1 protein-coding gene (running past one end of the window) is annotated in these 25590 nt (G+C 74.2%); it reads left to right on the top strand.

Going from position 1 to position 25590, the window contains the following annotated elements; genetic code table 11:
- Positions 1–25590, top strand: the 3' portion of a protein-coding gene (locus JNB62_RS15705) for a beta strand repeat-containing protein (RefSeq protein WP_220301843.1). It extends 7116 nt beyond the left edge of the window; 25590 of the gene's 32706 nt are visible here — the last part of the coding sequence; its start codon lies beyond the left edge, outside the window; the stop codon is at positions 25588–25590.

The following is a 25590-nucleotide window of genomic DNA, read 5'->3' as shown; positions in this document are numbered from 1 at the left end:
GAGGCTGTCGCAGCCGAACGCGCGCACGCCGACGCGACCTCGACCGCGCACGGCGGGGCCGGAGCCGCGGGCTCGGCGACGCCGAAGGCCGAGTCGTCGGCGGGCGGCGTGAACGCCGCGGCGGCCATCGCCGTCACGCTCGCGACGACCGACAACCGCGTGCGGCTCGACCCCGGGGTGAGCCTCACCGCGACGGGCGGCGTCATCCTGCTCGCCCGCGCCGATGCCGACGCGGCATCGACGGCGGACGGGTCGGCATCGCAGGGCGCGGACGCCACGATCGGCGCGGCGGTGGCGATCACGCTGGCCACCGTCGACAACGTCGCGGAGCTCGGCGCGGGCGCCGCCGTGGCGGCCGCGAGCCTGCAGGTGCGTGCCGATGCCTCCGCGCCCGGCGGCGACGGCATCTCGACCTACGGCGCACGCTCCATCGCCGGTGCCGGCGGAGGCAAGGTCTCGGTTGCCGGCGCGTTCGCCCTCGCCGTCGTCACCCACACCACCCGCGCCGCCATCGCCGGCTCGGCGACACTGGCCGCCGGCGATGCCACCGTCGTCGCCGGCAGCCGCACCGCCACGACGGTGGCGGCCCTCCCGGCGGGCGCAGGGGTGACCGATGCGGGCGACCTGGGCGTCGGCGCGTCGGTGGCGCTGGCCCTGGTGACGCAGTCGACCGTCGCAGAGCTGGCGGACGGTGCAACGCTCACCGGCGCACGCGATCTCACCCTCTCGGCCGACGGCCGCGGCGAGGCCGCGGCCGAAGCGCGCATGGGCGCCCGCGGCGGCGACGTCGCGCTGGCTCCCGCGGTCGCCGTGACCCTGTCGACCGCGACGACGACGGCGCGCCTGGGCACGGGATCGCTGCTGACCCTGGCCGGATCGCTCACCGCGACCGCCACGCAGCGCGCGACCGCGACCTCCACCGGATCGTCACAGTTGCTCGCGGCGGGCGACGCCGGCATCGGTCTGTCTCTCGCGCTCACGATCGCGCAGCACACCGTGACGGCGGTCCTCTCGCGCAGCGCCTCGGCCGCCGTCGCGGCTCACTTGCAGGCGACGAGCGTGTCGTCCTCGACGTCGACCGCGTCGGCGTCGGCGGCGGGCGCACCCGAGAACTCCGGCGGCGGCACCTCCGGCACGGGCGTCGACCAGGCCGTCGAGGCGGAGCGCGCCCACGCCTCGAGCGCGTCGACCGCGAACGGCGGGGCGGCCGCAACGGCGTCTGCGGCCCCGGCGGCGGAGTCGTCGCAGGGCGGCGTCAACGCCGCCGCAGCGGTCGCCGTCACCCTCGCCGACGTGCGGGCGGAGGCCTCGCTGGCCGCGGGCGTCGTCCTCACCTCGGCGGGCATGGTGAGCCTCGTCACCGGCACGAACACCGACGCGTCCGCGGCGGCCGACGGCTCGGCGTCGCAGGGCTCCGACGCCACGATCGGCGCCGCCGTCGCGATCACGCGGGCGGACGTCGTCAACCGTGCGGTCGTGCCGGCGGGTGCCACCGTCGCCGCGCAGGCCGTGACGACGACGGCCACCGTCGTGGCCGACGGCGACGACGTCTCGACCTTCGGCGCCCGCTCCGTCGCCGGTGCGGGCGGCGGCAGCGTCTCGGTCGCGGGATCGTTCGCGCTCGCGATCGTGAATCACCTCGTACGCGCCGGAGTCGAGGGCGCGGCCGCCCTCACCGGCGGCGCGCTCGCCTCGAACGCCGTCGCGCGCACGGTCACCACCGTGGCGGCGCTGCCGGCAGGTGCCGGTGTGACGGACGCCGGCGACCTGGGCTTCGGCGCCTCCGTCGCGCTCGCCGTCGTCACGTCCCGGACGCTGGCCGACATCGGCGACGGCGCGACCGTCACGGGCGCCGGCGCGGTGACGCTGCTGGCCTCCGGTCGCAGCACCGCCACGGCCGAGGCGCGCATGGGTGCCGCGGGCGGCGACGTGGCCCTGTCGCCCGCCGTGGCGGTCGCCCTGACCACGGTGACCGCAACCGCGCGCATCGGCACCGGGACGCTCCTCACCGCGGCCGGCACCGTCGATCTGGACGCGGTGCTCGAGTCCTCCACCGTAGGCACGGCGTCGTCATCGGCACTGGGCGCCGGCGACGCCGCAGTGGGACTGGGCGTCGCGCTCGCGCTCGCGAACGACGCGTCGCTGACGGAGCTCGCCCGCAGCGTCACCGCCGCAACCGTGACGCTCGCGACGTTCCTCACCTCCACCGCCGGCTCGACCGCCACGGCGTCCGCGGGCGGGGCGCCCGAGAACCCGGCCGACTCCGGCGACGCAGGCAGCCCCGGCGGCACCGGCGTCGATCAGGCCGTCGCCGCCGAGCGCACGCACGCCGACGGCGTGGCCACCGCGAACGGCGGATCGGCCAGCGGCGCCGCCGCCACGCCGAAGGCCGAGTCCTCCCAGGGCGGCGTGAACGCCGCCGCGGCTGTCGCCGTGACGCTCACGACGGCCCGCGCCGAGTCCCGCCTCACGAGTGGAGTGACCGTCACGTCGGCCGGCCTGGTGTCGCTGGCCTCACTGGCGAACGTCGATGCCACGTCGACCGCCGACGGCTCGGCGTCGCAGGGCGCGGACGCCACCATCGGCGCGGCCGTCGCGCTGACCCTCGCCGACGTCGTCAACCGCGCGATCGTTCCGGCCGGCGCCACGGTCGCTGCGCACGACCTGACGCTCCAGACGGGCGTGCAGCCGTCGGGCGCCGACACCGTCTCGACGTTCGGCGCCCGCTCGGTCGCCGGAGCCGGGGGCGGCAAGGTCTCGGTCGCAGGCTCGTTCGCGCTCGCCGTCGTCACCCACACCACACTCTCGGTCCTCGACGGCGGCGCGGTGCTCACCGGCGGCGATGCCACGGTCAGCGCGGCGAGCACGGTGTCGTCGACCGTGTCGGCGCTGCCCGCGGGTGCGGGGGTCACCGACGCCGGCGACCTCGGGGTCGGGGCATCCGTCGCCCTCAACCTGGTCACCGACCGCACCACCGCCCAGGTGTCGACCGGTGCCACGATCAGCGGCGCTCGTGACCTCACGCTCGCGGCGACCGCGGATTCGGCAGCGGTCACCGAAGGACGCATGGGCGCGTCCGGCGGCGAGGTCGCTCTCTCGCCAGCTGTCGCCGTGACCCTGTCTACCGTCGAGACATCGGTCGTGCTCGGGGCCGGCGCGCCGATCAGCCTGGCGCGGAGCCTGTCGGCCACCGCCACGCAGAAGGCGCGGGCGGCCACCACGGCATCGGCCGCGGTGCTGGGCGCCGGCGACGCGGGCGTCGGCGTCGGCCTCGCCCTGACGGTCAGCGGCCACAGCGTGTCGGCGCGGCTCGCCCGCAACGTCACGGCCGCGGTCGACGCGAGCCTGCGGACCTTCGGCGTCTCGGCCTCCGCCTCGACCGCCTCGGCCTCCGCCGCGGGCGCACCCGAGAACGCGGGCGGCGGGGGAGGAGCCGGCACCGGCGTCGACCAGGCCGTCGAAGCCGAACGCTCCCACGCCTCGGCCACATCTGCCGCCAACGGCGGTGCGGGCGCGGCGGGCTCTGCCGCCCCGGCGGCGGAATCCTCGCAGGGCGGGGTCAACGCCGCGGCGGCTGTCGCGGTGACCCTCGCGACGGTCACCGCCGAGACCGCCATCGCGACGGGCGTCGCGCTGACCGCAGGTGCGACCGCCATGCTCGCGTCGAGCGCGAACACGGATGCCGCATCCTCTGCCGACGGCTCGGCCTCGCAGGGCGCGGACGCGACCATCGGCGCTGCCGTCGCCATCACGCTCGCGAACGTGGTCAACCGCGCTGCGGTGCCCACGGGCGTCAGCGTCAACGCGCACGACCTCATCGTGTCGGCGGGCGTCACCGCCGACGGCGCCGACCAGACCTCGACGCTCTCGGCGCAGTCGGTCGCGGGCGCGGGCGGCGGCGACGTCTCGGTCGCCGGCTCGTTCGCGCTGGCCGTCGTCAACCACCTCACGCGCGCGGCCGTGGACGGCGGCGTGGTCCTCACGGGCGGGGATGCGGCCGTCACGGCCACCAGCGCCGTCTCGAGCACCGTGAAGGCTCTGCCCGCGGGCGCGGGCGTCACCGACGCGGGCGACGTCGGGTTCGGTGCCTCCGTCGCCCTGAACCTGATCACCGACAGGACGCTCGCTGAGCTCGCCGACGGGGCGACGGTCGCAGGTGCGCGCCACGTGACGCTCGGCGCCACCGCGAGCGACACCGCGGTGACCGAGGCGCGCATGGGCGCCGCAGGCGGCGACGTCGCGCTGTCGCCGGCCGTGGCCGTCACGCTCTCGAACGTCACGACCTCCACGCGGATCGGCACCGGCGGACTGCTCTCGCTCACCGGCTCGCTCACGTCGGTCGCCACCCAGAAGGCCGCCGCGGGCACGACCGCATCCGCGGCCGTGCTCGGAGCCGCGGACGCCGGAGTCGGCGTCGGGCTGGCGCTCACGATCGCGAACCACTCCGTGTCCGCAGACCTGCGCCGCTCGCTCACCGCAGGCGCCGACGTGAGCCTGAGGTCGTCGAGCCTGTCGTCGTCGGCGGCCACGGCTTCCGCCTCCGCCGCGGGAGCGCCGGAGAGCGGCACCGGAGGCGGCGGCGAGGGCGCGGGCGTCGACCAGGCCGTCGCCGCCGAACGCGCCCATGCCGACTCCACCGCGACCGCGAACGGCGGCGAGGGCGCGGGGACGGCGACCACTCCGAAGGCGGAGTCGTCGCAGGGCGGCGTGAACGTCGCGGCCGCCGTCGCGATCACCCTGGCCACGGTGCGCGCCGAGACGCGCGTCGGCCCGGCGATCGCGGTCACCGCCGCCGGCACCGTCATGTTCGCGAGCGCAGCGAACACGGACGCCTCGTCGTCGGCAGACGGCTCTGCCTCGCAGGGCTCGGACGCGACGATCGGCGCCGCGGTCGCGATCACCCTCGCCGACGTGAGCAACCGCGCGAACGTGCCGGGCGACGTGACCGTCGGCGCGCGCGACCTGATCCTCTCGTCCACCGTCGCGCTCGACGGCGCCGACCAGACCTCGACCATCTCGGCCCGGTCGGTCGCGGGCGCGGGCGGCGGCGACGTCTCGGTCGCGGGCTCGTTCGCCCTCGCCGTCGTGAACCACCTCACGCGCGCCGCCATCGACGGCACCGTCGCCCTCACGGGCGGCGACGCGGCGATCACCGCCGCCAGTGCCGTGTCGAGCACCGTCACGGCGCTCCCGGCCGGCGAGGGGGTGACCGAGGCGGGCGACCTCGGGTTCGGCGCTTCGGTCGGGCTGAACCTCATCACCGACAAGACGAGCGCGGAGGTCGCGAACGCCGGCGTCCTCACGGGAGCGCGCCACGTCACGCTCACGGCGACCGCCGCAGACACCGGCGTCACCGAGGCGCGCATGGGGGCGAAGGGCGGCGACGTCGCCCTGGCTCCCGCCGTCGCCGTGACGCTCTCGAACGTCACGACCTGGACGCGCATCGGCTCGGGCGCGCTCACGATCGCCGGCAGCCTCACCATGATCGCGACGCAGACCGCATCGGCATCGTCGACCGCCACGTCGGCCGTATCGGCCGCGGCGGATGCGGCGATCGGCGTCGCCCTCGGGCTCACGATCGCCAACCACACCGTCACGAGCGTCCTCGGCCGCACCGTCACCGCCGGGGCGGACGTGTCGCTGCGGGCGGTCGGCATCTCGTCGTCGGCCTCGTCGGCCACAGCCTCGGCGGCCGGGGCGCCGGAATCGGCGGGCGGGGGCGGCAGTTCGGGCTCGGGTGTCGCGGATGCCGTCGAGACGGAGCGCGCGCATGCCGGCGCCGCCTCGACCGCGAACGGCGGCGACGGTGCGGGTACGGCCACGACGCCCACGCCGGAGTCGTCGCAGGGCGAGGTCGACGCGGCCGCGGCCGTCGCCCTCACCCTCGCGACGGTGCGGGCCGAGACGATCGTCGATCCCGGCGTGACGGCGATCGCCGCTGCGGGAACGGCAGCCCTCGCGAGCTCGGCCAACACCGACGCCTCGTCGTCAGCCGACGGGTCCGCCTCGCAGGGCTCCGACGCGACGATCGGCGCGGCCGTCGCCATCTCCCTCGCCGACGTCGTGAACCGGTCGACGGTCCCCGCGACTCTGACGGTCACCGCGCACCACCTCCTCGTCTCGGCGACAGTGACCCCGAACGGAGCCGACCAGACCTCGACCGTCTCGGCGCGGTCCGTCGCCGGTGCCGGCGGCGGCGACGTGTCGGTCGCCGGGTCGTTCGCTCTCGCCGTGGTCAACCACAGCACGCGCGCGGGCGTCGACGGCACCGTCGCCCTCACGGGCGGCGATGCGGCGATCACCGCCGCGAGCGCCGTGGCGAGCACCGTCCGAGCCCTGCCCGCCGGCGAAGGGGTGACCGGCGCCGGCGACCTCGGGTTCGGCGCCTCCGTCGCGCTCAACCTCATCACCGACAAGACGACGGCCGACATCGCCGACGGCGTCAGCCTGACCGGTGCACGGCACGTCACGCTGACCGCGACCGCCACGGATGCCGCGGTGACCGAGGCGCGCATGGGCGCCGCGGGCGGCGACGTGGCGCTGGCCCCGGCGGTGGCGATCACGCTCTCGAACGTCACGACGTCGACGCGCATCGGCGCCGGCTCGCTCTCGGTCGCCGGCAGCCTGACGATGGCGGCGACGCAGAAGGCATCGGCGGCCACCACCGCCTCCGCGGCAGTGCTGGGAGCGGCGGATGCCGCGATCGGCGTGTCGCTGGCGCTCACGGTCGCGAACCACATCGTCACAAGCGCCCTCGGTCGCACCGTCACCGCCGGCGCCGACGTGTCGCTGAAGGCGTCGAGCATCTCGGTGTCGTCGGCGACGGCAGCCGCCTCGGCCGCGGGCGCGCCCGAGAACGACGAGGACTCGGCAGACCCGGCCAACCCGGGCGGCGCGTCGGGCACGGGCGTCAACGAGCTCGCCGCGAGCGAACGGGCGCACGCCGACTCCGTCGCGATCGCCAACGGCGGCGACGACTCGGGCGATCAGGCCGCGCCGACGGCCGAATCGAGCGACGGTCCGGTGAACGTGGCGGCCGCGATCGGCATCACGATCTCGACCGTCCGGGCCCGCACGATCATCGAGCCCGCGGTCGCCGCGGTCACCGCCGCCGGAACCGTCGCGCTCGCCACGAGCGCCAACACCGATGCGGCATCGTCCGCCGACGGGTCGGCGGCCGGCGACGGCGACGCGACCATCGGCGCAGCCGTCGCACTGACCCTCGCGAACGTCACGAACGCTGCCGACGTGCCGGCCACCCTCACGCTGCGCGCGCACGACCTCATCGTCAGCGCCACCGTCAGCGCCGACGGCGCCGACACCACGGCGACCATGGGCGCTCAGGCCGTCTCGGGTGCCGGCGGCGGCAAGATCTCGGTCGCCGGGTCGTTCGCACTCGCCGTGGTGAACCACACCACGCGCGCCGGCGTCGACGGCACCGTCATCCTCACCGGCGGCGACGCGGCGCTCACGGCATCGAGCTCCGTCGCGAGCACCGTCACGGCGCTCCCGCACGACGACGGGGTCATCGCCACCGGAGACGCGGGGATCGGGGCATCCGTCGCCCTGAACCTCATCACCGACCGCACGAGCGCCGAACTCTCGGACGACGTGAGCCTGACGGGCGCCCGCAACCTCACCCTCACCGCGACGGCGGTCGACACGGCGGTCACCGAGGCGCGCATGGGCGCGAAGGGCGGCGACGTCGCCCTGGCCCCCGCGGTCGCCGTGACCCTCTCCAATGTCACGACGTGGACGCGCGTGGGCACCGGCGTCCTGACGCTCGCGGGCAGCCTGACGATGGCGGCCACCCAGAAGGCCGCCGCGGCGACCACGGCGTCGTCGGCGGTGCTGGACGCCGCGGATGCCGCGATCGGCGTCGCGCTCGCGCTCACGATCGCGAACCACGGCGCCACCAGTGCACTCGCGCGCAGCGTCACCGCCGGCGCGGATGTCGTCTTGCGCGCATCGAGCGTCTCGTCCTCGAGCGCCCTGGCCTCCGCGTCCGCGGCGGGCGCACCCGAGAACGAGGAGTCGGGCGACCCCGGCAACCCGGGAGGCGGGTCGGGCACCGGTGTCGACCAGCTCGCGCAGACCGAGCGCGACCACGCCGACAGCGTCTCGACAGCGAATGGCGGCGCCGACTCCGGCACGACCGCCAACCCGAGCGCCGAGACGAGCGAGGGCCCGGTGAGCGTCGCCGCCGCCGTGGGCATCGTGGTCTCGACGGTCCGGTCCGAGACCGTCATCGAGCCGACGGCGTCGTCGATCACCGCGGCCGGAGCCGTCGTGCTCGCGACGAGCGTGAACACCGATGCCCGCTCGGGCGGCGACGGATCGGCGGCCGGCGAGGGCGATGCCACGATCGGCGCCGGCGTGGCACTGACCTTCTCGCAGACCACCAACCGTGCGACCGTCCCGGCATTCCTCACGGTGACCGCGCACGACGTCACACTCTCGGCCACGGTGACCCCGGACGGCGCGGACGTCACCTCGACCTTCGGCGCCGCAGCCTCGTCGGGCGCCGCGGGCGGCAACGTGTCGGTCGCAGGGTCCGTGGCCATCGCGATCGTCACCACCGACACCCTCGCGGCGGTCGACGGCACGCTCGTCCTCACCGGCGGCGACGTCGCACTCCTCGCGCGCAGCGCCGTCGCGGGCACGGTCACGGCGCTGCCGGTGGGCGAGGGCGCGAGCGGCACGGGCGACGCCGGCGTGGGGGCATCCTTCGCGCTCACGCTCGACACGCACCGCACGTCGGCGCTCATCGCCGACGACGTGTCGGTCACGGGAGCACGCGGCGTGAGCCTCACGGCCGAGGCCGCGGACGCGACGACGACCGAGGCGCGCATGGGCGCCAAGGGCGGCGGCGTGGCGATCGCCCCGGCCGTCGCGATCGTGCTGTCGAACGTCACGACGCTCGCGCGCATCGGCACCGGGGCGCTCGTGACCACCGGCGCCGTGCTGATCCGCGCCACCCAGCACGCCTCCGCCGAGAACGCGGCCTCTGCCGCCGCCATCGCCTCGGACGACGCGGCCGTCGGGGTCGGCCTGGCGCTCACCATCGCCAACCACACCGTCACGGCGATGCTCGGGCGCAACACCACCGCCGGCGGCGACCTCACGATGCAGGCGTTCAGCTGGTCCCGCTCGAGCGCCCTCGCGGCGGCCTCCGCGGCCGGCGCCCCCGAGAACGACGAGGACGCCGGCACCGGCGACCCCGCGACCGAGGGCGGCGCGCCGGGCACCGGCGTCGACGAGCAGGTCGGCGGCCAGCGCGACTACGCAGACCAGGTCGCCGGCGACTACGGCGTCGAGGGATCGGGCGTCGCCGAGACGCCGAACGCCGAGACCAGCTCGGGGCCGGTCAACGTCGCCGCCGCGATCGGCATCGTCATCGCGACGATCCGTGCCCGCTCGATCGTCGAGCCGCAGGTGTCGGACATCACCGCCGCGGGCACCGCGACGCTCTCGTCGTCGCAGAACACCGACGCGGCGTCCGGCGGCGACGGCTCGGCGTCGCGCGGCGGCGACGCCGCGATCGGCGCGGGGGTAGCCATCACGTACGTCGACGTCGTGAACCGCTCCGTCGTGCCGGCCACGCTGACCCTCCGCGCCCACGCGCTGGCGGTGCTCGCGACGATCACGCTCGACGGGGCCGACGACACCTCCACGATCCGGGCCGTGGCGTCGTCGGGCGCCGGCGGCGGCAAGGTCTCGGTCGCGGGTTCCGTGGCGCTGGGCCTCGTGTGGTTCGACACGCTCGCCGCCGTCTCGGGCACCGTGATCCTCACCGGCGGAGACGCGACGCTCGGTGCGGGCAGCAAGATCGACACCACGGTCAAGGCGCTGGCCGCGGGCGAGGGCGTCGTCGCCACGGGCGACGCCGGCGTGGGGGCATCCTTCGCTCTCGCCCTCGTGACGAGCGACACGCACGCGCGCCTCGACGACGAGGTCTCGCTCACGGGAGCGGACGACCTTACGGTCGCCGCCTCGTCGGTCAGCCGCACCACGACCGAGGCGAGCATGGGCGCCAAGGGCGGCGACGTCACCGTCACGCCGTCGATCGCGATCACGGTGTCGGATGTCAGCACCAGCGCGGTCATCGGGTCGCTCGCCTCAGGCCCGATCGTCGTGACGGGCGACGTGCTCGTCTCGGCGATGCAGCACACCGCCGCGCACACGACGGCCGGCGCCGTGGCCACCGACACGGGGGATGCCGCGGTCGGTGTGGCCATCGCGCTGAACTTCGCCTTCGACAGCGTCTTCGCGACCACGCGCCGCAGCGTCACCGCGGGCGGATGGACGGCGTTCTCGGCCACCGGCTCGTCACTGAACGGCGCGACCGCGAGCGCCTCCGCGAGCGGCGCGCCCGGCGAGTCCAGCGGCGATGCGCCGTCGGGCGGCGTCGACGGCCAGGTGCAGCAGCAGCGCGACTACGCGAACGCGGCGAGCCTCGGCCAGGGCGGCGCGGGCGTGCAGAACAGCGACAGCCCGTCGGCCTCCACCAGCGACGGCGGCGTGTCGGTCGCCGGCGCCGTCGCCCTCACCATCTCGGACGTCAGCTTCACGGCGTGGCTTCCCGACGGCCTCGTGCTCACGGCCGGAGGACACGTGTGGCTCACGTCGTCCGCCCAGGTCGACGGCAAGGCCGAGGCGAGCGGCACGGCGCTCGCGCAGGACGACGCCGGCGTGGGCGCGGCGGTCGCCCTCAACCTCGCCTTCGTCGTCAACAACGTGTGGGTCGGCGACGATGCGGTCATCGCGGCGAACGGCTTCACCGCCGCGGCGCTCATGACGACGGTCGGCTCCGACACCACGCACGACTTCTCGGCGATCGCAAACGCCGGCGCCGGTTCCGACGACGTGGGCGTGGCGGGCGCGGTCGCCCTCAACATCGTGTTCGACAGCACCGAGGCGTGGATCCCGTCGAGCGCCCGCGTCGACTTCGGAACCGGCGACGTGCTGATCGCGGCCGAGAACCGCCGCACCGACACGGCGAAGGCGAAGGCCGACGCGACGGCGGGCGGGTCGAGCACCGGCGTCGGCGCATCCGTCGCCATCAACGTGATCTCGGACGACGTGACCCGCGCCGAGATCGAGGACGCCGCAGACGTCACCGGCGGGGCGAACGTCACGGTGCGCGCCGACCACACCGACGCCGTGCTCAACGAGGTCACCGCCGGCTCCGAGGGCGGCACCGCCGTCAGCCCTGCGGTGGGCATCAACGTGGTGCTGCCGGTGGTGCTGGCACGCATCGGCACGCCCGGTCCTCGACCGTTCGTCGCGACCGGCACCGTCATGGTGCGGGCGACGCACTCGGGATCGGTCACCGTCGAGGGCGACGCGGATGCCGCCGGCCAGAGCGTCGCCATCGGTGCGATCATCGTGGTCAACGTCGTGGACATCGACGTGCGCGCGACCGTCGCCCGCGACATCACCGCCGGTGCGCTGTGGCTCATCGCCGCGACCGAGCTGCACGCGAGCGCTTCGGCCAAGGCCAGCGCACGAGGCACGCTCGGCGGCTCCGAGAGCGGCAGCGACGCCGACAACGCCGACCAGCAGGCGCAGCAGCAGCTCGACGGCACGCCGGCCACGAGCGGCTTCGGCGGCACCCTGCCGTCGTCGAGCGACAGCGTCGCCCAGGGCAACAGCCAGGCTAACGGCCAGTCCGGCCAGTCCGGCGACGGCGTGGGCGTCGCCGCAGCCGTCGCAGTCGACTGGATCACCGTCGACAGCCTCGCCACCGTCGTCCCGGCGCTGACGATCGTCGTCGACGGCGTGTTCGCGGTGCTCGCCTCGAATGAGACGGATGCCGCGGCCAAAGCACTCGGCACGTCGTGGAGCATCGAGAACGACTCGAACACGGTGGGCGCCGCCGTCGGGCTCAACGTCGCGACCGTCACCAACCGCGGCTCGATCGGCGCCGGCGCGGACGTCACCGCCGGGTCGGTCGCGGTCACGGGCCTCACTCCCGCGAACGCCCGCAACGACTTCCAGGCGTGGGCGATCGCGGCCGCGGCGGGGCAGGGCGACGCCGCCGTCGCCGGATCGGTCGCCGTGCAGGTGCTGGTCCTCGTCAACGAGGCCGTCATCGGCGAGGGCGCGACGCTCGTCGTGACCGGCGGCGTCTCGCTCGACGCGTCCAACCCGATGGGGCTGCAGGGGCTCGCGGCCTCCGCCGCCCTCACCACGAACGGCAGCGGCGTCGGCGCCGGCATCGTCGTGCAGTTCGTCGACTCCACGACCCTCGCCCACATCGACTCGAGCTTCGCCCGCCCGACCACCATCGACGCGGGCGGTGCCGTCATCGGCCGGGCGGCGGCATCCCTCGTCCCGCTCGCCGCGCCGGACGTGCCCCTCATCGATCTGCCCGCCTTCACCGGCGTCGCGCTGGGTGCGGCCCTGGGCGGCGGCGACGCGGGCGTCGGCGGATCTCTCGTGGTGAACGTCGTCAACCGGGCGACGCGCGCGTGGCTCGGCGACGCCGCCTCGGTGAACCAGGGGATCCCGACCGGCGCCGCGCAGGACCTGTCGTTCACGGCGTCCGACCAGACCGAGTTCGTGGACGTCGCGGGCGCGCTGGGCGCGAGCACCGGCAGCGCCGGCGTCGGCTTCGCGCTCATCGTCGGCGTGCACAACAAGGACGTGCGGGCGTACGTCGGGCGCGGCGTGACCGCCGATCTCGGCGGCTCGGCCTGGCTCGTGGCGACCGCCGGGGAGAAGTTCACGCAGATCGTCGCGGGCGGGGGAGTCGCCTCGGATGCCGGCATCGCGGGCTCGTTCGTCGTCCTGGTCGTGAACCAGGGGTCGGGCGCCCCGGGCACCCGCGCGTACGTCGACAGCACCGCCGAGACGCCGACGGCGCTGCGCGCCCGCGGCTCGATGACGATCTCTGCCGCCGACCCCGTCACGATGACCCTCTTCGCCGGCGCGATCGGCGCCGCCAGCACCGCGGGCCTCGGCCTCTCGTCGATCGTCTTCGTCCGCACGGGCATCGTCGACGCGTTCGCCGGGCCGGAGGCCGAGCTGTGGGCCCGCGGCGGCATCGGACTCACGATGACCGCGACGCAGAGCGAGGACCTGTGGCTCGTCGCCGTCGGCGGAGGCGTCGGCGGCACCGCGGGCCTCGCCGGAGCGGCGACCGTCGGCGTGCAGAACAACACCACCCACGCGCACCTCGACCGCAGCGTCACCGTCGACGGCGTCACGGCGGGCGGCTCGGCGGGACTGCGCCTCGCCGCCACGGACGACACGATCCTGCGCGGCATCGCCGGGCAGCTCGCCGTCGGCGGCACCGCGGGCGTCGGTCTCGGCGCCGACGTCCAGGTGGTGAACAAGTCCACGCAGGCCTGGATCGCCCCGCAGACCCTCGTGACGGTGAGCGGCGACGTCACCGTCGACGCGACGTCGAGCGAGAAGGTCACGAGCGTCGCGGCCGGCGGCAGCGTCGGCGGCACGGCGGCCGTCTCGGCCAACGCCACCGTCTCGGTCTACACGATCGTGACGAAGGCGTTCGTCGGCGAGGTGTGCGGAGCCGCCGTCGCGAGCGAAGCGGCGTGCGCGGCATCCCGTTCCGTCGTCGTGGCCGGCGGCAGCGCGCGCATCTCGGCCAACGAGGTGCTGTCGATGGACATCGTCGCCGGCTCCGTGGCCGTCAGCGGCACGGCATCGGTGGGCCTCACGGCCGCCGTGCCGGTGCTCAAGAAGACCACCACCGCGTTCATCGGCGACCTGTCGCGCGTGACGGCGCTCGCCGGCGGCTCGGGACTCATGGGCACGCTCGGCGGCTACGACGTCCACTACATCGACACGCGGTTCAACCCGCAGACGGCCATCATCGGCGGCGACCAGCTCGAGCTCGGCTACGTCCACGGCATCGAGAACGGCCAGCGCGTCTCGTACGAGACGGGCGGCGGTCAGCCGATCCTCGGCCTCACGCCTGGGGCGGCGTACTTCGCGATCGTCGACGCGGCGTTCCCGACGCGGCTGCGCCTGACCGCCACATCGGGCGGGGCGCCCATCGCGCTCGCCTCGCCCGCCCGTCCCGGACAGTCCCACCGCATCTTCCCGACAGACCAGGCCACCGTGCCCGAGCGCATCGCGCCGTACCTGACGCCGGCCAGCGACGTCGACGGCGGCTCGAACACCGTCAACCTGCCGTACGACATGCCGAAGGACAAGGCCGACAACTCCGCCACGCCGCTGGTGACCGGCGACGCCGTCACCTACACGGCCAACGGGGGAGCGCCCATCGGCGGTCTCGTCGACGGCGAGACGTACTACGTCGTGGTCACCGGCCCGCACAGCTTCCAGCTCGCCCGCACCAAGTGCCAGGCCGACCCGTCGGCGTCGGGCTGCAGCGGCACCCCGTTCGCCGTCATCGACCTGAACCCGGGCGTCGCGACCGGCCGCGCGCACAGCTTCGTGCGGCAGGGGATGCAGTCGCCCGGCGATCCGGCGAAGATCACCGGCATCCGCATCCTCACGCCCCGCACGGGCGCGATGTACGGCGTCGCGGTCGTGGCGAACAACAGCGACGAGATCCTCGCGGTCGGCGCCAGCGCCGCCGTCGCGGCCACGGCGGGAGTCGGCGTCGCGGGCAACGTCAACGTCGTGACGGCCGACACCGACGCCTTCATCGGGCGACTGGCGCGCGTGAACGACGACAACGACGGCGCGGCACCGTGGCAGTCCGTCACGGTCGCCGCCGGCGGCGCGTTCCGCCAGCTCATGGTCTCGGCCGCGGTCGGCGGCGGCATGGCCGGGGTCGCGACCAACGCCACCGTCGACATCGTCACGCTCGACGTCGACGCGACGATCGCCGACGGCGCCGTCGTGCGGGCCGCGGGCGACATCCTGCTGTCGGCCGTCGGCAGCCAGGAGGTGACCGCGATCGCCGCCGCCCTCGGAGCGGGCGTCGCGGGTGTCGCCGCTGCCGTGGCCACCGTCGTGCTCGACACGCACACCCACGGCAGAGTCGGCCGGCACGTGACGCTCGACGCGGGCAACAACGTCCTCGTCGCGGCCGACGACCGCACCGGCTTCACGGTCGTCTCGGGCGGTCTGGGCGTCGGCTTCGTCGGCGTCGGCGTCGGCGCCGGTGTCGCCGTCGTGTCGGCCGTCAAGGACACCGCCGCCACCATCGGCGCGGGCAGCGTGGTCGACGCGCGGGCGGCGCGCGGCTGGGCGCTCGGCGGCATCCCGCTCGGCACGATCAGCGGCGACACCTTCCCCGCCGCGGGGCAGAGCGGGCTCGCGGTCTTCGCCTCGTCGTCGCAGCACGTGTTCGGCATGGCGATCTCCGGCGGCGCGGGCTTCGTCGGGGTCTCGGGCGCCGTCAACGTCACGCTCATCCGCGGCACGACGGTCGCCGCGATCGAGAGCACCGCGGCAGACCGCACCGTCGTGAACGGCGACCGCGCCGACGCCGGCCCCACGCAGAGCGTCTCGGTCACGGCCACCGACCTCACCGACACCTTCACGATCGGCGGAGGCGTGGCCGGCGGCTTCGTCGGGGTGGCGGGCGGCATCGACATCGGCGTCATCGATGTCGCCGCGAACGCGGTCATCGGCGACTACGCCTCCATTCACGCCAGCTCGCACCTGCGGGTGCAGGCACTGTCGGTGCGCCACATCCAGACCTATGCCGTGAGCGCGGGCGGCGGTGCGGTCGGGGTCACGGCGTCGGTGTCGGTGTGGACCGCCGGCGGGCAGCCCACGGGGACCTACGACGACGGCAGCGGACCGAAGGACGCCCTGTCGTCGGGCGAGGGCACACCGCAGAGCCAGGCCGACCAGCACGCGTCGGGCACCGGCTCCAACGGGTACCTGGCGATCCTCGGCGGGGCGAACGACTCGTCGGAAACGAACACGGCGCAGCGCAAGCAGGCCGGGCTCGACGCGGCCGCCGCGGCCGTCGCCGGCGCCGCGCCCGGAACCACGCTCGCCTCCAGCGCCTTCTCGACGCCGCCGCCGCTGCGCGGCACCACCAGCCGCATCGGCGTCGGCGCCTTCCTCCAGACGGGCGGCTCGGTCGCCGTCACCGCCGACGCCCGCGACACGTACTTCGGCCTGGCGGGGTCCGCGACCGGCGGGATCGTCGCGGTCGGGGCATCCGTCCTCGTCGCGACCCTCCGCTCGACCGTCGACGCCGGCATCGCGACGGGCACCACGGTGCGGGCGGGCGGCGACGTCGCGGTGCGCGCCACCTATGGCGAGGGCACCGAGGCGATCGCATTCACCGGCCAGGTCGGCGCGGTGTCGGTCGGCGGCCAGATCCTCGTGCTCGACACCGACGCCCGCCAGACCGCGCACATCGACGACGGCGTGCTCATCCCGGTCGCGGGCGGGACGGTGTCGGCGGATGCCGCAGCCGACCGCGACGTCCGCCCGCTGTCGCTCGGCCTCGCGATCGCCCTCGCGGCGGCCGGCGCCGCGGTGGCCACCGCAGACGTCAGCGGCGACACGGTCGGCCGCATCGGCGCCGTGTTCATCGGCAGCGCCGACGCTCCCGCCGGGGGCCTGCGCATCACGGCGGTCTCCGACATCTCGGTGCCCGTCACCGCCTTCTCGGTGTCGGTCGGTCTCGCCGGCAGCGGCATCGGCGCCGGCGCCATCGCCGACATCACCGGGCGCACCGCGGCGGAGTTCGCCGGCGTCGCGCACCTCGGCGGCGGAGCGACGATCACCGCCGACGCCCGCAACGCCATCGACGCCGACACCGTCAACGTGCAGGTCGGTGCCGTCGCGATCGGCGTCACGCTCGCGCACGCCACCATCGCGCGCGAGACGACGGCCACCGCGGTCGACGGCTCGTGGATCTCGGCGGGCGGCGCCGTCGCGATGCGCGCCACCTCGCGCAACCGCGCGGACGCCTACACGCCCGGCGGCAGCCTCTCGGCGATCTCGGCCAGCTTCATGAACCCGGAGGCGCTCATCACCGGGCGCACCGAGGCGATCTTCCGGGCCGATGTGGGGGCATCCGGATCGCTCACCGTCGACGCGGAGGGGCAGAACCAGGCGCTGGCCGCCGCCTTCGTCGTCGGCATCGGACTCCTCGGCAGCGGCCAGGGCGTCGAGGCGAGCGCCGAGGTCACCGCCTCCGCGGTGGTGCGCGCGGTCATCGAGCTCGGCACCGTCTTCAGCAGCGGACTCGTCGCGGCCCGCTCCCGGATCCTCACCGAAGGCGGCTCGGGCAACGTGGCGAGCGCGGGCATCACCGCCGGCTCGGGCGGGCTGGTGTCGGGCGGCGGCTACGTCGCGACGGCGTTCCTGCGCGGTGCGACGACGGCCGAGGTCTCGAGCGTCATCGGCGGCTCGGGCTCGGTGGAGGTTCGCAGCACCGCGACAAACCGGGCGGCGGCCGAGACGTTCACCGCCGGCTTCGGCGGCATCCTCCAGGTGAGTGTCGCGTACGCCGAGTCCGAGATCGCCGCCTCGGCGGCCACCCGGGCATCGATCTTCTCGCCGGTGTGGTCGAGCGGAGCGACGACGGTGGTCGCGACCGCAGACAACACGGCGGATGTGGATTCGGATGCCGCGACCATCGGCTTCATCAACGCCAACGTCCGCATCATCAGCGCCACCATCGCCGCAGCGACCCGCGCCGAGCTGCGCGCGGGACTCGTCGGCAACGGCCTCACGGTCGAGGCCCGCGGCACAAATCTCGCGACGGCCTCTGCCGCCTACATCGAGGCCGGCCTCTACAACGGCGGCTTCGGATCGGCGCTCGCCATCGTCACAGACGCGGCCGGCGTCACCGCGGAGGTCGCCGCCGGCGGCGCCGACGTGCGGGGCGGCAACGGCGCCGTGTCGGTGACCGCGTGGTCGGCGAACACCGCGAAGACCGACATGAAGAAGGTCAGCGTCGCGGGCCTCGACATCAACGGCCTGCTGCCGCGCGCCACGGTCGCCGCCGCCACACGCGCTGTGTTCGAGGCGGGCCCCGCGACGTCGGCCTCGTTCGCGGTGACAGCCTCGTCGCGCAACGCGGTCGATGCGACCGCGGAGCTGACCTCCATCGCGATCATCGGGGTGAGCGGCACCGTCGCCACCGCGACGATCGCCGAGTCGGCGGCGACGACCGCGTCCGTCGCAGCGGGCGTGATGCTCGCCGCCTCCGGTGCGGTGTCACTCCTCGCCGAGAGCCGCGACGGCACGCACGCGCTGGCGGGCATCGACAGTGCCGGCGGCGGCGCCGTCAAGGCGGGCGTGGTGGTCGCCCAGGCGACGATCGCGGCGCCGGTCACCTCCGCCTTCGACGGCACGATCATCGCCTCGACGGGCGTCTCGGTCCGCGCCGTCGGCAACGCGAAGTCCGACGCGACGATCGAGGCCGTGGGGATCGCCCTCGTCGGCATCACCGGCTCCGTCGTCGACGCCGAGGTGTACGGCTCGGCCGTCGTCTCGTCGCGGTACAGCACGGGGCTGCTCGTCACGATCGGCGCCGTGCTCGTCGAGACCGTGCTGACCGCGGCCGCGACCGCCAAGAGCGACCTCGTCTCGGGCGGCCTGCTCGTCGTGGGCGTCTCGGTGCCGACGGCCCGCATCGCCGCCGCCGCAGTGGCCGATGCCGCACCGCGGCAGGTGGGCGGCACGTCGCTCGCGGTCCGCGCCACGGCGAACCGGACCGTCTCGGCGACGTCGGGCAGCATCGCGCTGGGCGTCATCGCCGTGAGCATCTCCAGTGCCGAGGCGCTCATCACCGACGCCGCCGTCACGCGCGCGCGTGTGCACGACGGCGCGACCGTCCACGCGCCCTCAGCGGCGATCTCGGTCGACGCGACGGCCACGAACGCGGCCACCGCCGCCGGTGGCGGGGTCAACGGCGGGGCCATCACCGTCGGCGTCGCCGAGCCGAAGGCCTTCGTCGACTCCTCGACCCTCGCGCATTTCGCCGCGACCGTCGCGAGCGGCGCCTCGCTCGGCGTCCACGCGGTGACCTCCGACACGGCGACGGCCAAGCTCGCCAGCACCGCCGTCGGCGCGATCACCATCGACTCCGGGGCCGCATGGGCCCGCGTGCGGCCGGTGGCAGAGGCGATCGTCGGCGCCGGCACGCCCATCGTCGTCTCGGGCGACATCGACGTCCGGGCCGCCGCGCAGCCGGTGTCGCGCTCGTTCGCCGAGAACTTCTCGGCGGCCGCCCTCGCCGTGTCGTCGAACAGCGCCCTCGCCGAGACGTATCCGACGGTGCGCCTCTCTGTGGCGAACGGCACGACGCTGTGGGCCGGGGGAGCGGTGACCCTCACGGCGCACCAGAACTCGGCCACCCCGCCGCCGCTGCCGGTCTACGCGTTCGACGCGGTCACGGGGGTGGACCTCGGCACGAACACCATCACGCTCTCGGGGGCGCACACGCTCGACGACTCCGCCACCGTGCGGTACGACCGCAGCGGGGGCACCGCCGTCGGCGGTCTGACCGACGGCGCCAAGTACGGCGTGATCGTGGTCTCGCCGACGCAGATCCAGCTGGGCGCCTCCTTCGAGGCCGCCCAGGTCGACCCGGCGAACGATGTCATCACGTTCACGCGGCAGCACGGCTTCGCCGACGGGCAGCGCGTCTACTACACCGCCTTGGGGTTCGGGGTGGCCGGTCTCGTGAACGGGCACGCGTACCGGGTCCGCGTCCTCGACGACTTCCGCATCCAGCTCATCGACGCCGACACGCCGTCCGCTCCCGTCGAGTTCGACGGCGGAGACGTCGACGAGGCGAACGGGCTCATCAACGCCCCGAACTCGTACAGCGACGGACAGTGGGTGCAGTACCTCGCGGCCCTCGCACGGGCGTCGTTCTACAGCACGCGCGTCGACATCGTCGTGGACGCGCAGGGCAGCCCCGTCCAGGTCGGCAGCCCGCCCACGTTCCAGATCGAGGACAACAACGTCATCGCCGTCCGCGATCACGGCCTGCAGAACGGCGACGCCGTCGTCTACCGCTCCACCGGCGGCGCTCTGGGCGGCCTCGCCCAGGACACCACGTACTGGGTCATCCGCATCGACGGCAACCGCATCCAGCTCGCCGACAGCCAGTGCCACGCGCTGGGCACCTGCGACGACGGCGGCGGCGGCTTCATCCCGGTCACCGCCCTCGGCCTCGTGCCCGACATCTCCGAGGCCGGCCGGGCTGTCATCCACCAGCTGTTCGCCCCCGGGCAGCAGCCGATCGCCGGCCTGCAGAACGGCGGCGTGTACGAGGTCTGCAACGCCACCCCCACCTCGTTCGGGCTGAAGCTCATCGAGCTGCTCGGAGTCTGCTTCACCCGCCCGCTCGGCGCGAACGGCAGCGTCGGCACCGGCCGGTTCGTCCCGGCGATCGTCGATCTCGGTCCGGCCCTCGGCGGCGGAAAGCTGGTCGTCGACCTCACGGCGGCGGGAACGGGGACGCAGCACCTGCAGGTCGCCACGATGGCGCCCACGCTCCCCTCGGGCACGTACTCCGAGGCCAAGGTCGCGGGCGACGGCGGAGGCTTCATCCAGGTGGGTGCGACGCGTCCGCGCGTCGTCGTCGACGCCACGCTCGAGCTCACGATCGGCGACGGCGCGAAGATCAGCGCCGGCGGCGAGATCGGCGTCCACGCCCTCAACACCGCCGCGGCCGTGGCCGACGGCACGTCGGGCGGCCTCGGGTTCATCTCCATCACCCACGCACGAGCGGTCGTGAGCGCGAAGGCCACGACGACGGTGTCGGTGCGACCGGGCAGCGAGCTCTCGACCACCGGCGGCAGCGTCACGATCGACCCGCTGACCCTGGCCAGCGGCAACGCGTACGCGTATTCCAACGCCGGCGGGTTCGGCCACGGCACCGAGGCGCAGACGCGCGCCGATCTCGGCACCACGTCGCACGTGACCCTCGACGGCCGCATCACGGCGTGGAACGACATCGCGGCGTCCTCGTCGACGGCGATGCAGTCCGAGCTGCGCGCCGGAGCCTCGGGCGGATCGTTCGCCGGCAGCTCGACGTCGGGCGACTGCGGCGGCGACCCGTGCCACATCGTGGCGAACAACGACACGACCCTCACCGTCGGCGGTGCCGCGCACCTCGAGGCCGACAACGTGACGCTCCAGGCGCAGATGGTCACGACGAGCCTGCTCGACCACAACCGCTCCAACGGCGACGGCGCGTTCGAGGACTCGGACGCGCGCTCGGAGGTCACGCTCACCTCGAACGCCCACGTGCACCTGGTCAGCGGCGCGAAGATCATCGGATACCAGACCGTGACCATCCGCGCGCAGCACCTCCAGGTGCGCCTCGTGGCCGACGCCCGCGCCACATGCGGCTGCTTCGGCGGCGACAGCGACGCCGACGCCGTCGTCCGCTACAACGCGACGTCGTCGGTCACGGGCGAGGCGGGCGTGCGCATCCGCACCGCGATCCTCCGTGTCGAGGCGCTCCACGAGCAGGTGGTCGTCGACCCGCGAGCCTCGACGGGCGGCGGCTTCATCGACTTCGGCGGCGACGACGACAGCGCCGACGACAACCGGCACCGCTGGATCGACTGGAACGCCGACGTCGTGCTGCACGCGCCCAACCCGACCCTGGTGGTCGACAGCAGCGGCCGGATCGTCAAGAAGTATGCCGTCACCGTGCGCGACGACCTCGGCGCCGTGTATACCCTGGGCCAGATCATCCCCGAAGGGCGCGAGATCGTCGTCGACCCGATCGAGAACAACGGCGGCGGCTCGGCGACGTACTTCGTGAACAACCCGGCGGGATCCCAGACCGGCACACTGACCGGCGACCAGGGGACGCTGCAGGTGCAGAACACCTTCGACTTCGTGCGGCTGCACAACTTCTCCAGCCGGGTGCTCCGCGTCAACGGCATCAGCGTCGTGAACCTCGACGACGTCGGCGCGACGGTCGAGGTGCAGGCAGAGGACTCGTCGGCCTTCCGGTTCCACATCGGGCGGCCTCTCTTCCTCCCGACGTTCGTCGACATCGCCAACTGGGCGGGGCCGGGCACGCCCGACATCATCCTCAACGGCTACATCGACAACCCGATCGGCACGACGAGGGTGATCGACGAGCACGGCGACATCTGGGCAGAGAACGGCGGCAGCATCCGCACCAACATCGCCCAGCTGCATGCCAACCGGGGCACCATCGGGGCGAGCTTCACCTTCCTCGGCATCGCGATCCGGCTGCCGATCCCCGTCGTCCTGGTCCAGAGCGACTACCTCGTCGACGACGTCGATCCCACGCGGCTCGTCGAGCTCGTCGCCGACGCGCGCGACGACGTCGTGCTCGACCTCACGTATGTCGCCCGGATGCCGGTCGGGTCGCCCTACGCGGGCACCGCGTTCGCGCCGCTGCTCGGTCCCATCCACGCCGGCGACGACATCGACCTCCTCGTGAACGACTCGCTGTCGGGCTCGGACGCGCCGGCGATGTCGTCCTACTGGGTGCAGGTCGACGTGACGCACCCGCCGTCGAACACGACGGTCCCGCCGAGCGGGCTCTACCACACCTACTTCCACCCCGACCCGGGTCCGTGGGGCGGCTTCGACGACCCCGTGCTCGTCGCATGGGGCACGGTGAACGAGCTCGCCGACAGTGACTACACGTTCAGCGATCTGAGCGCGGGCGACGACATCGTCGTGCGGCATCCGTCCACCGCCACGAACATCTCGTTCGTCGTGTTCTCGAACGTCGACGCGACGCTGGTCAGCATGCGGTTCCCCGATCAGCAGTACTCGACGCAGAACGGCGACGGCGAGATCACGCTCCACACCAACGGGTTCATCCGCGATGAGGAGACGGTCGCCGACCTGCGCGTCGGCACGATCACCTCGACGGCCGAGGACGTCTTCCTGCGCACGATGCAGGACACCGCGTCGATCCTCGACGAGGGCACCATCGACGACGGCACGCCCCGCGTCGCCGGGCGCAGCATCGTGATGATCGCAGGACTCGTGTCGGGGCGCATCGGCGGACCCGACGTCGATCCCGCGGACGTCGATCCGGCCGACTCCGCGCCGGACTTCCTCGAGATCCGCTCGTCGCTGTCGTCGCGCGGTTCGGTGACCGCGCTCGCGGCGGGCGACATCCTCCTCGACCAGGTGGCGGGCACGCTGTTCGTCGCCCTGGTGCACTCGCTCACGGCCGACGTCGCGCTGCGCACCCGGGCCGGGGGGATCCAGGCGGATGCGCCGACCGGCGCCGTGCGTGTCGTCGGCCGCGACATCGACCTCATCGCCATCGGCGGCTCCATCGGCTCCGACAGCCCCGACCGCTCCGCGGACCTCGTGATCGACACCGGCACCGGCTCACGGCTGTACGCGCTGTCGCTCCCCGGCGACGGCGTGATCTTCGTCCCTCCGACAGGCGTGTTCGTCACCGAGGCGACCGGCTCGCTCATCGTGCTCCGCGCGGAGGCGGCCACCGGCGACGTGCGTCTCACGGTGCCGTTCGTGGCCGGCGGCGACGACGAGAGCCTCTTCGTCATCACCGAGGGCCGCACGATCGACGAGCTCGTGACGATGACCGAGGGCCGCGTCGTCGGCGGCGGCGACGTCACCCTCCTCGTGGGCCAGGACGTGATCGCGCCGCTGCTCACCCTCATCGAGGGCGCGACCGTGACCGTCCGCGCCTCGTTCGGCAAGACCACGGCGCTCGACGGCGGATCGCTGCTGTACTTCGGCGGCACGGTCGCCGGCGACCCGATCCGGATGTACGGCGGCCTCGGGGACGACACGTTCCTCTTCGACGCGACGATCGTGAACGGGCCGCTGTCGGTGTTCGCCGGCGACGGTGACGACGGGATCTTCTTCGACCACACGCAGGTCAACGGTCCGACGCAGCTGTTCGGTGCGGCCGGCGCCGACGGGTTCTTCTTCACGGAGGCCGAGATGAACGGCCCGATGCAGATCCTCGGTGCCGCCGGCGACGACCACTTCTTCCTGCTCGACACGCTCCTCGGCGGCCACACCGAGGTGTTCGGCGACGATCCCACCGACCCGCTCTCGCTGCAGGGCGACGACACGTTCGAGGTGTGGTGGCTGCGGACCATGACCGGCACCCACGTGGCAGCGCCGGGCGACGACTTCGCCGGCACGGAGGTGCGCGACGCCCTGGTGCTGTGGGGCCACGGTGGCGACAACGACTTCCGCATCCAGACGTGGGGCGGCGAGGACGCCGTCGGACACGACTACCGCATCATCGTGCGCGGCGGCGGCGCGCGCACGGGGCTCAACACCCTCACGATCGACGGGACGGATGCGACGGACCTGTTCCTCTTCCGCGCTCTGGCCGGGATCGCGGAGCACCCCGACGCCCGCCGTGCGGCCTTCGTCGCGCAGCTCAACGCGGCGGCCGCGACCGCCGAGACGATCGCCTACGACGAGGGCGTCAACGCGCGCCTGACGGTCAACGGCTACGACGGCGACGACGTCTTCGTGTTCGACGACAACAGCGCCATCACGACGGTGTTCGGCGGCGACGGCGACGACACCTTCGTGGTCGGGCAGTTCTTCGCGACGCCGCGCATCGAGCCGAGCGTCCAGCCGGGCAGCGCGTTCGAGACCGTCGAGACCGAGTTCGGCAACGCGAGCGCCGGCGTCACGTTCCCGACGGTGCTGTACGGCGGCGAGGGCGCCGACCGGTTCGTCATCAACGGGCACCGTGCAGAGCTGCGGATCGAGGGGACGGTCGGGGCGGACGCGTTCCGCCTGCTCGTGGTGCGCCTCCTGGCCGGCGGCTACCGCCAGAACGGATTCCTGTCGCTCGACGGCGGCGCCGGCGCCGCGACGGTGCAGGTGCTCGCGGCCGCGGCCTCGCCGGGTCTCGCCGTCGCGCTGACCTCGGTCGTCGGCGCCGGCCTGTTGGCGAAGCTGTACCACGTCGCGCTGCCGACGCTGGTGGTCGCGCCGGTCGTGCTGCCCGCCCCGGTCGCGCTGTGGGCGGAGGATGCCGTCCCGCCGGTGCCGCTGGTCATCCCGGTGCCGCCGCAGATCCCGGGTGCCGGTGAGGTCGTCATCGTCGAGACCGACGGCACCACGACGCTGCAGACCGGTGTCAAAGTGACCGACAGCTACACGATCGCCCTGTCGAGCCCGCCGACCGCACGCGTCTACATCACGATCTCGGCGGCCTACGGCGGCGGCATCCCGTACGCGCAGGTCTCGATCGACGGCGGGCTCACCTTCCACGACCAGGTCGTGCTCGTCTTCGAGATCGGCGAGATCGGACCCAAGACGGTGATCGTGCGGCTGCTGCCGACGACCGGCCCGCACCCGTTCCCGACGCTGCTGACGGCCGCCCCCACGAACGAGCCCGGTCCGGGCATGGTGGTCGAGACCGTGAGCCACACCGTCGTGAGCGACGACCCGCTCTACGACGGCGCGGTCGCGCGGAACGTGTACATCAACGCGCCGGCCGATACGCCGGAGGAGCCGGAGCAGCCGGGCGAGCCGGAGCAGCCCGGGCAGCCCGGCGGAGCCGGCCGGCCAGGCGCAGCGGACGCGGGCGGTGGCGACGGCGCCCTGGCGGCGACCGGCGCCGCGGGCATGCAGGGCTGGCTGTTCTCGGGGCTCGGCCTGCTGCTGCTCGGCCTGCTGCTCGTCGTGATGCGCCGGCGCCGTCAGGCCTGA

The sequence above is a fragment of the Microbacterium jejuense genome, assembly GCF_019511665.1.
Taxonomy (GTDB): Bacteria; Actinomycetota; Actinomycetes; order Actinomycetales; family Microbacteriaceae; genus Microbacterium; species Microbacterium jejuense_A.
This window is presented reverse-complemented; position numbering and strand designations above follow the sequence as displayed.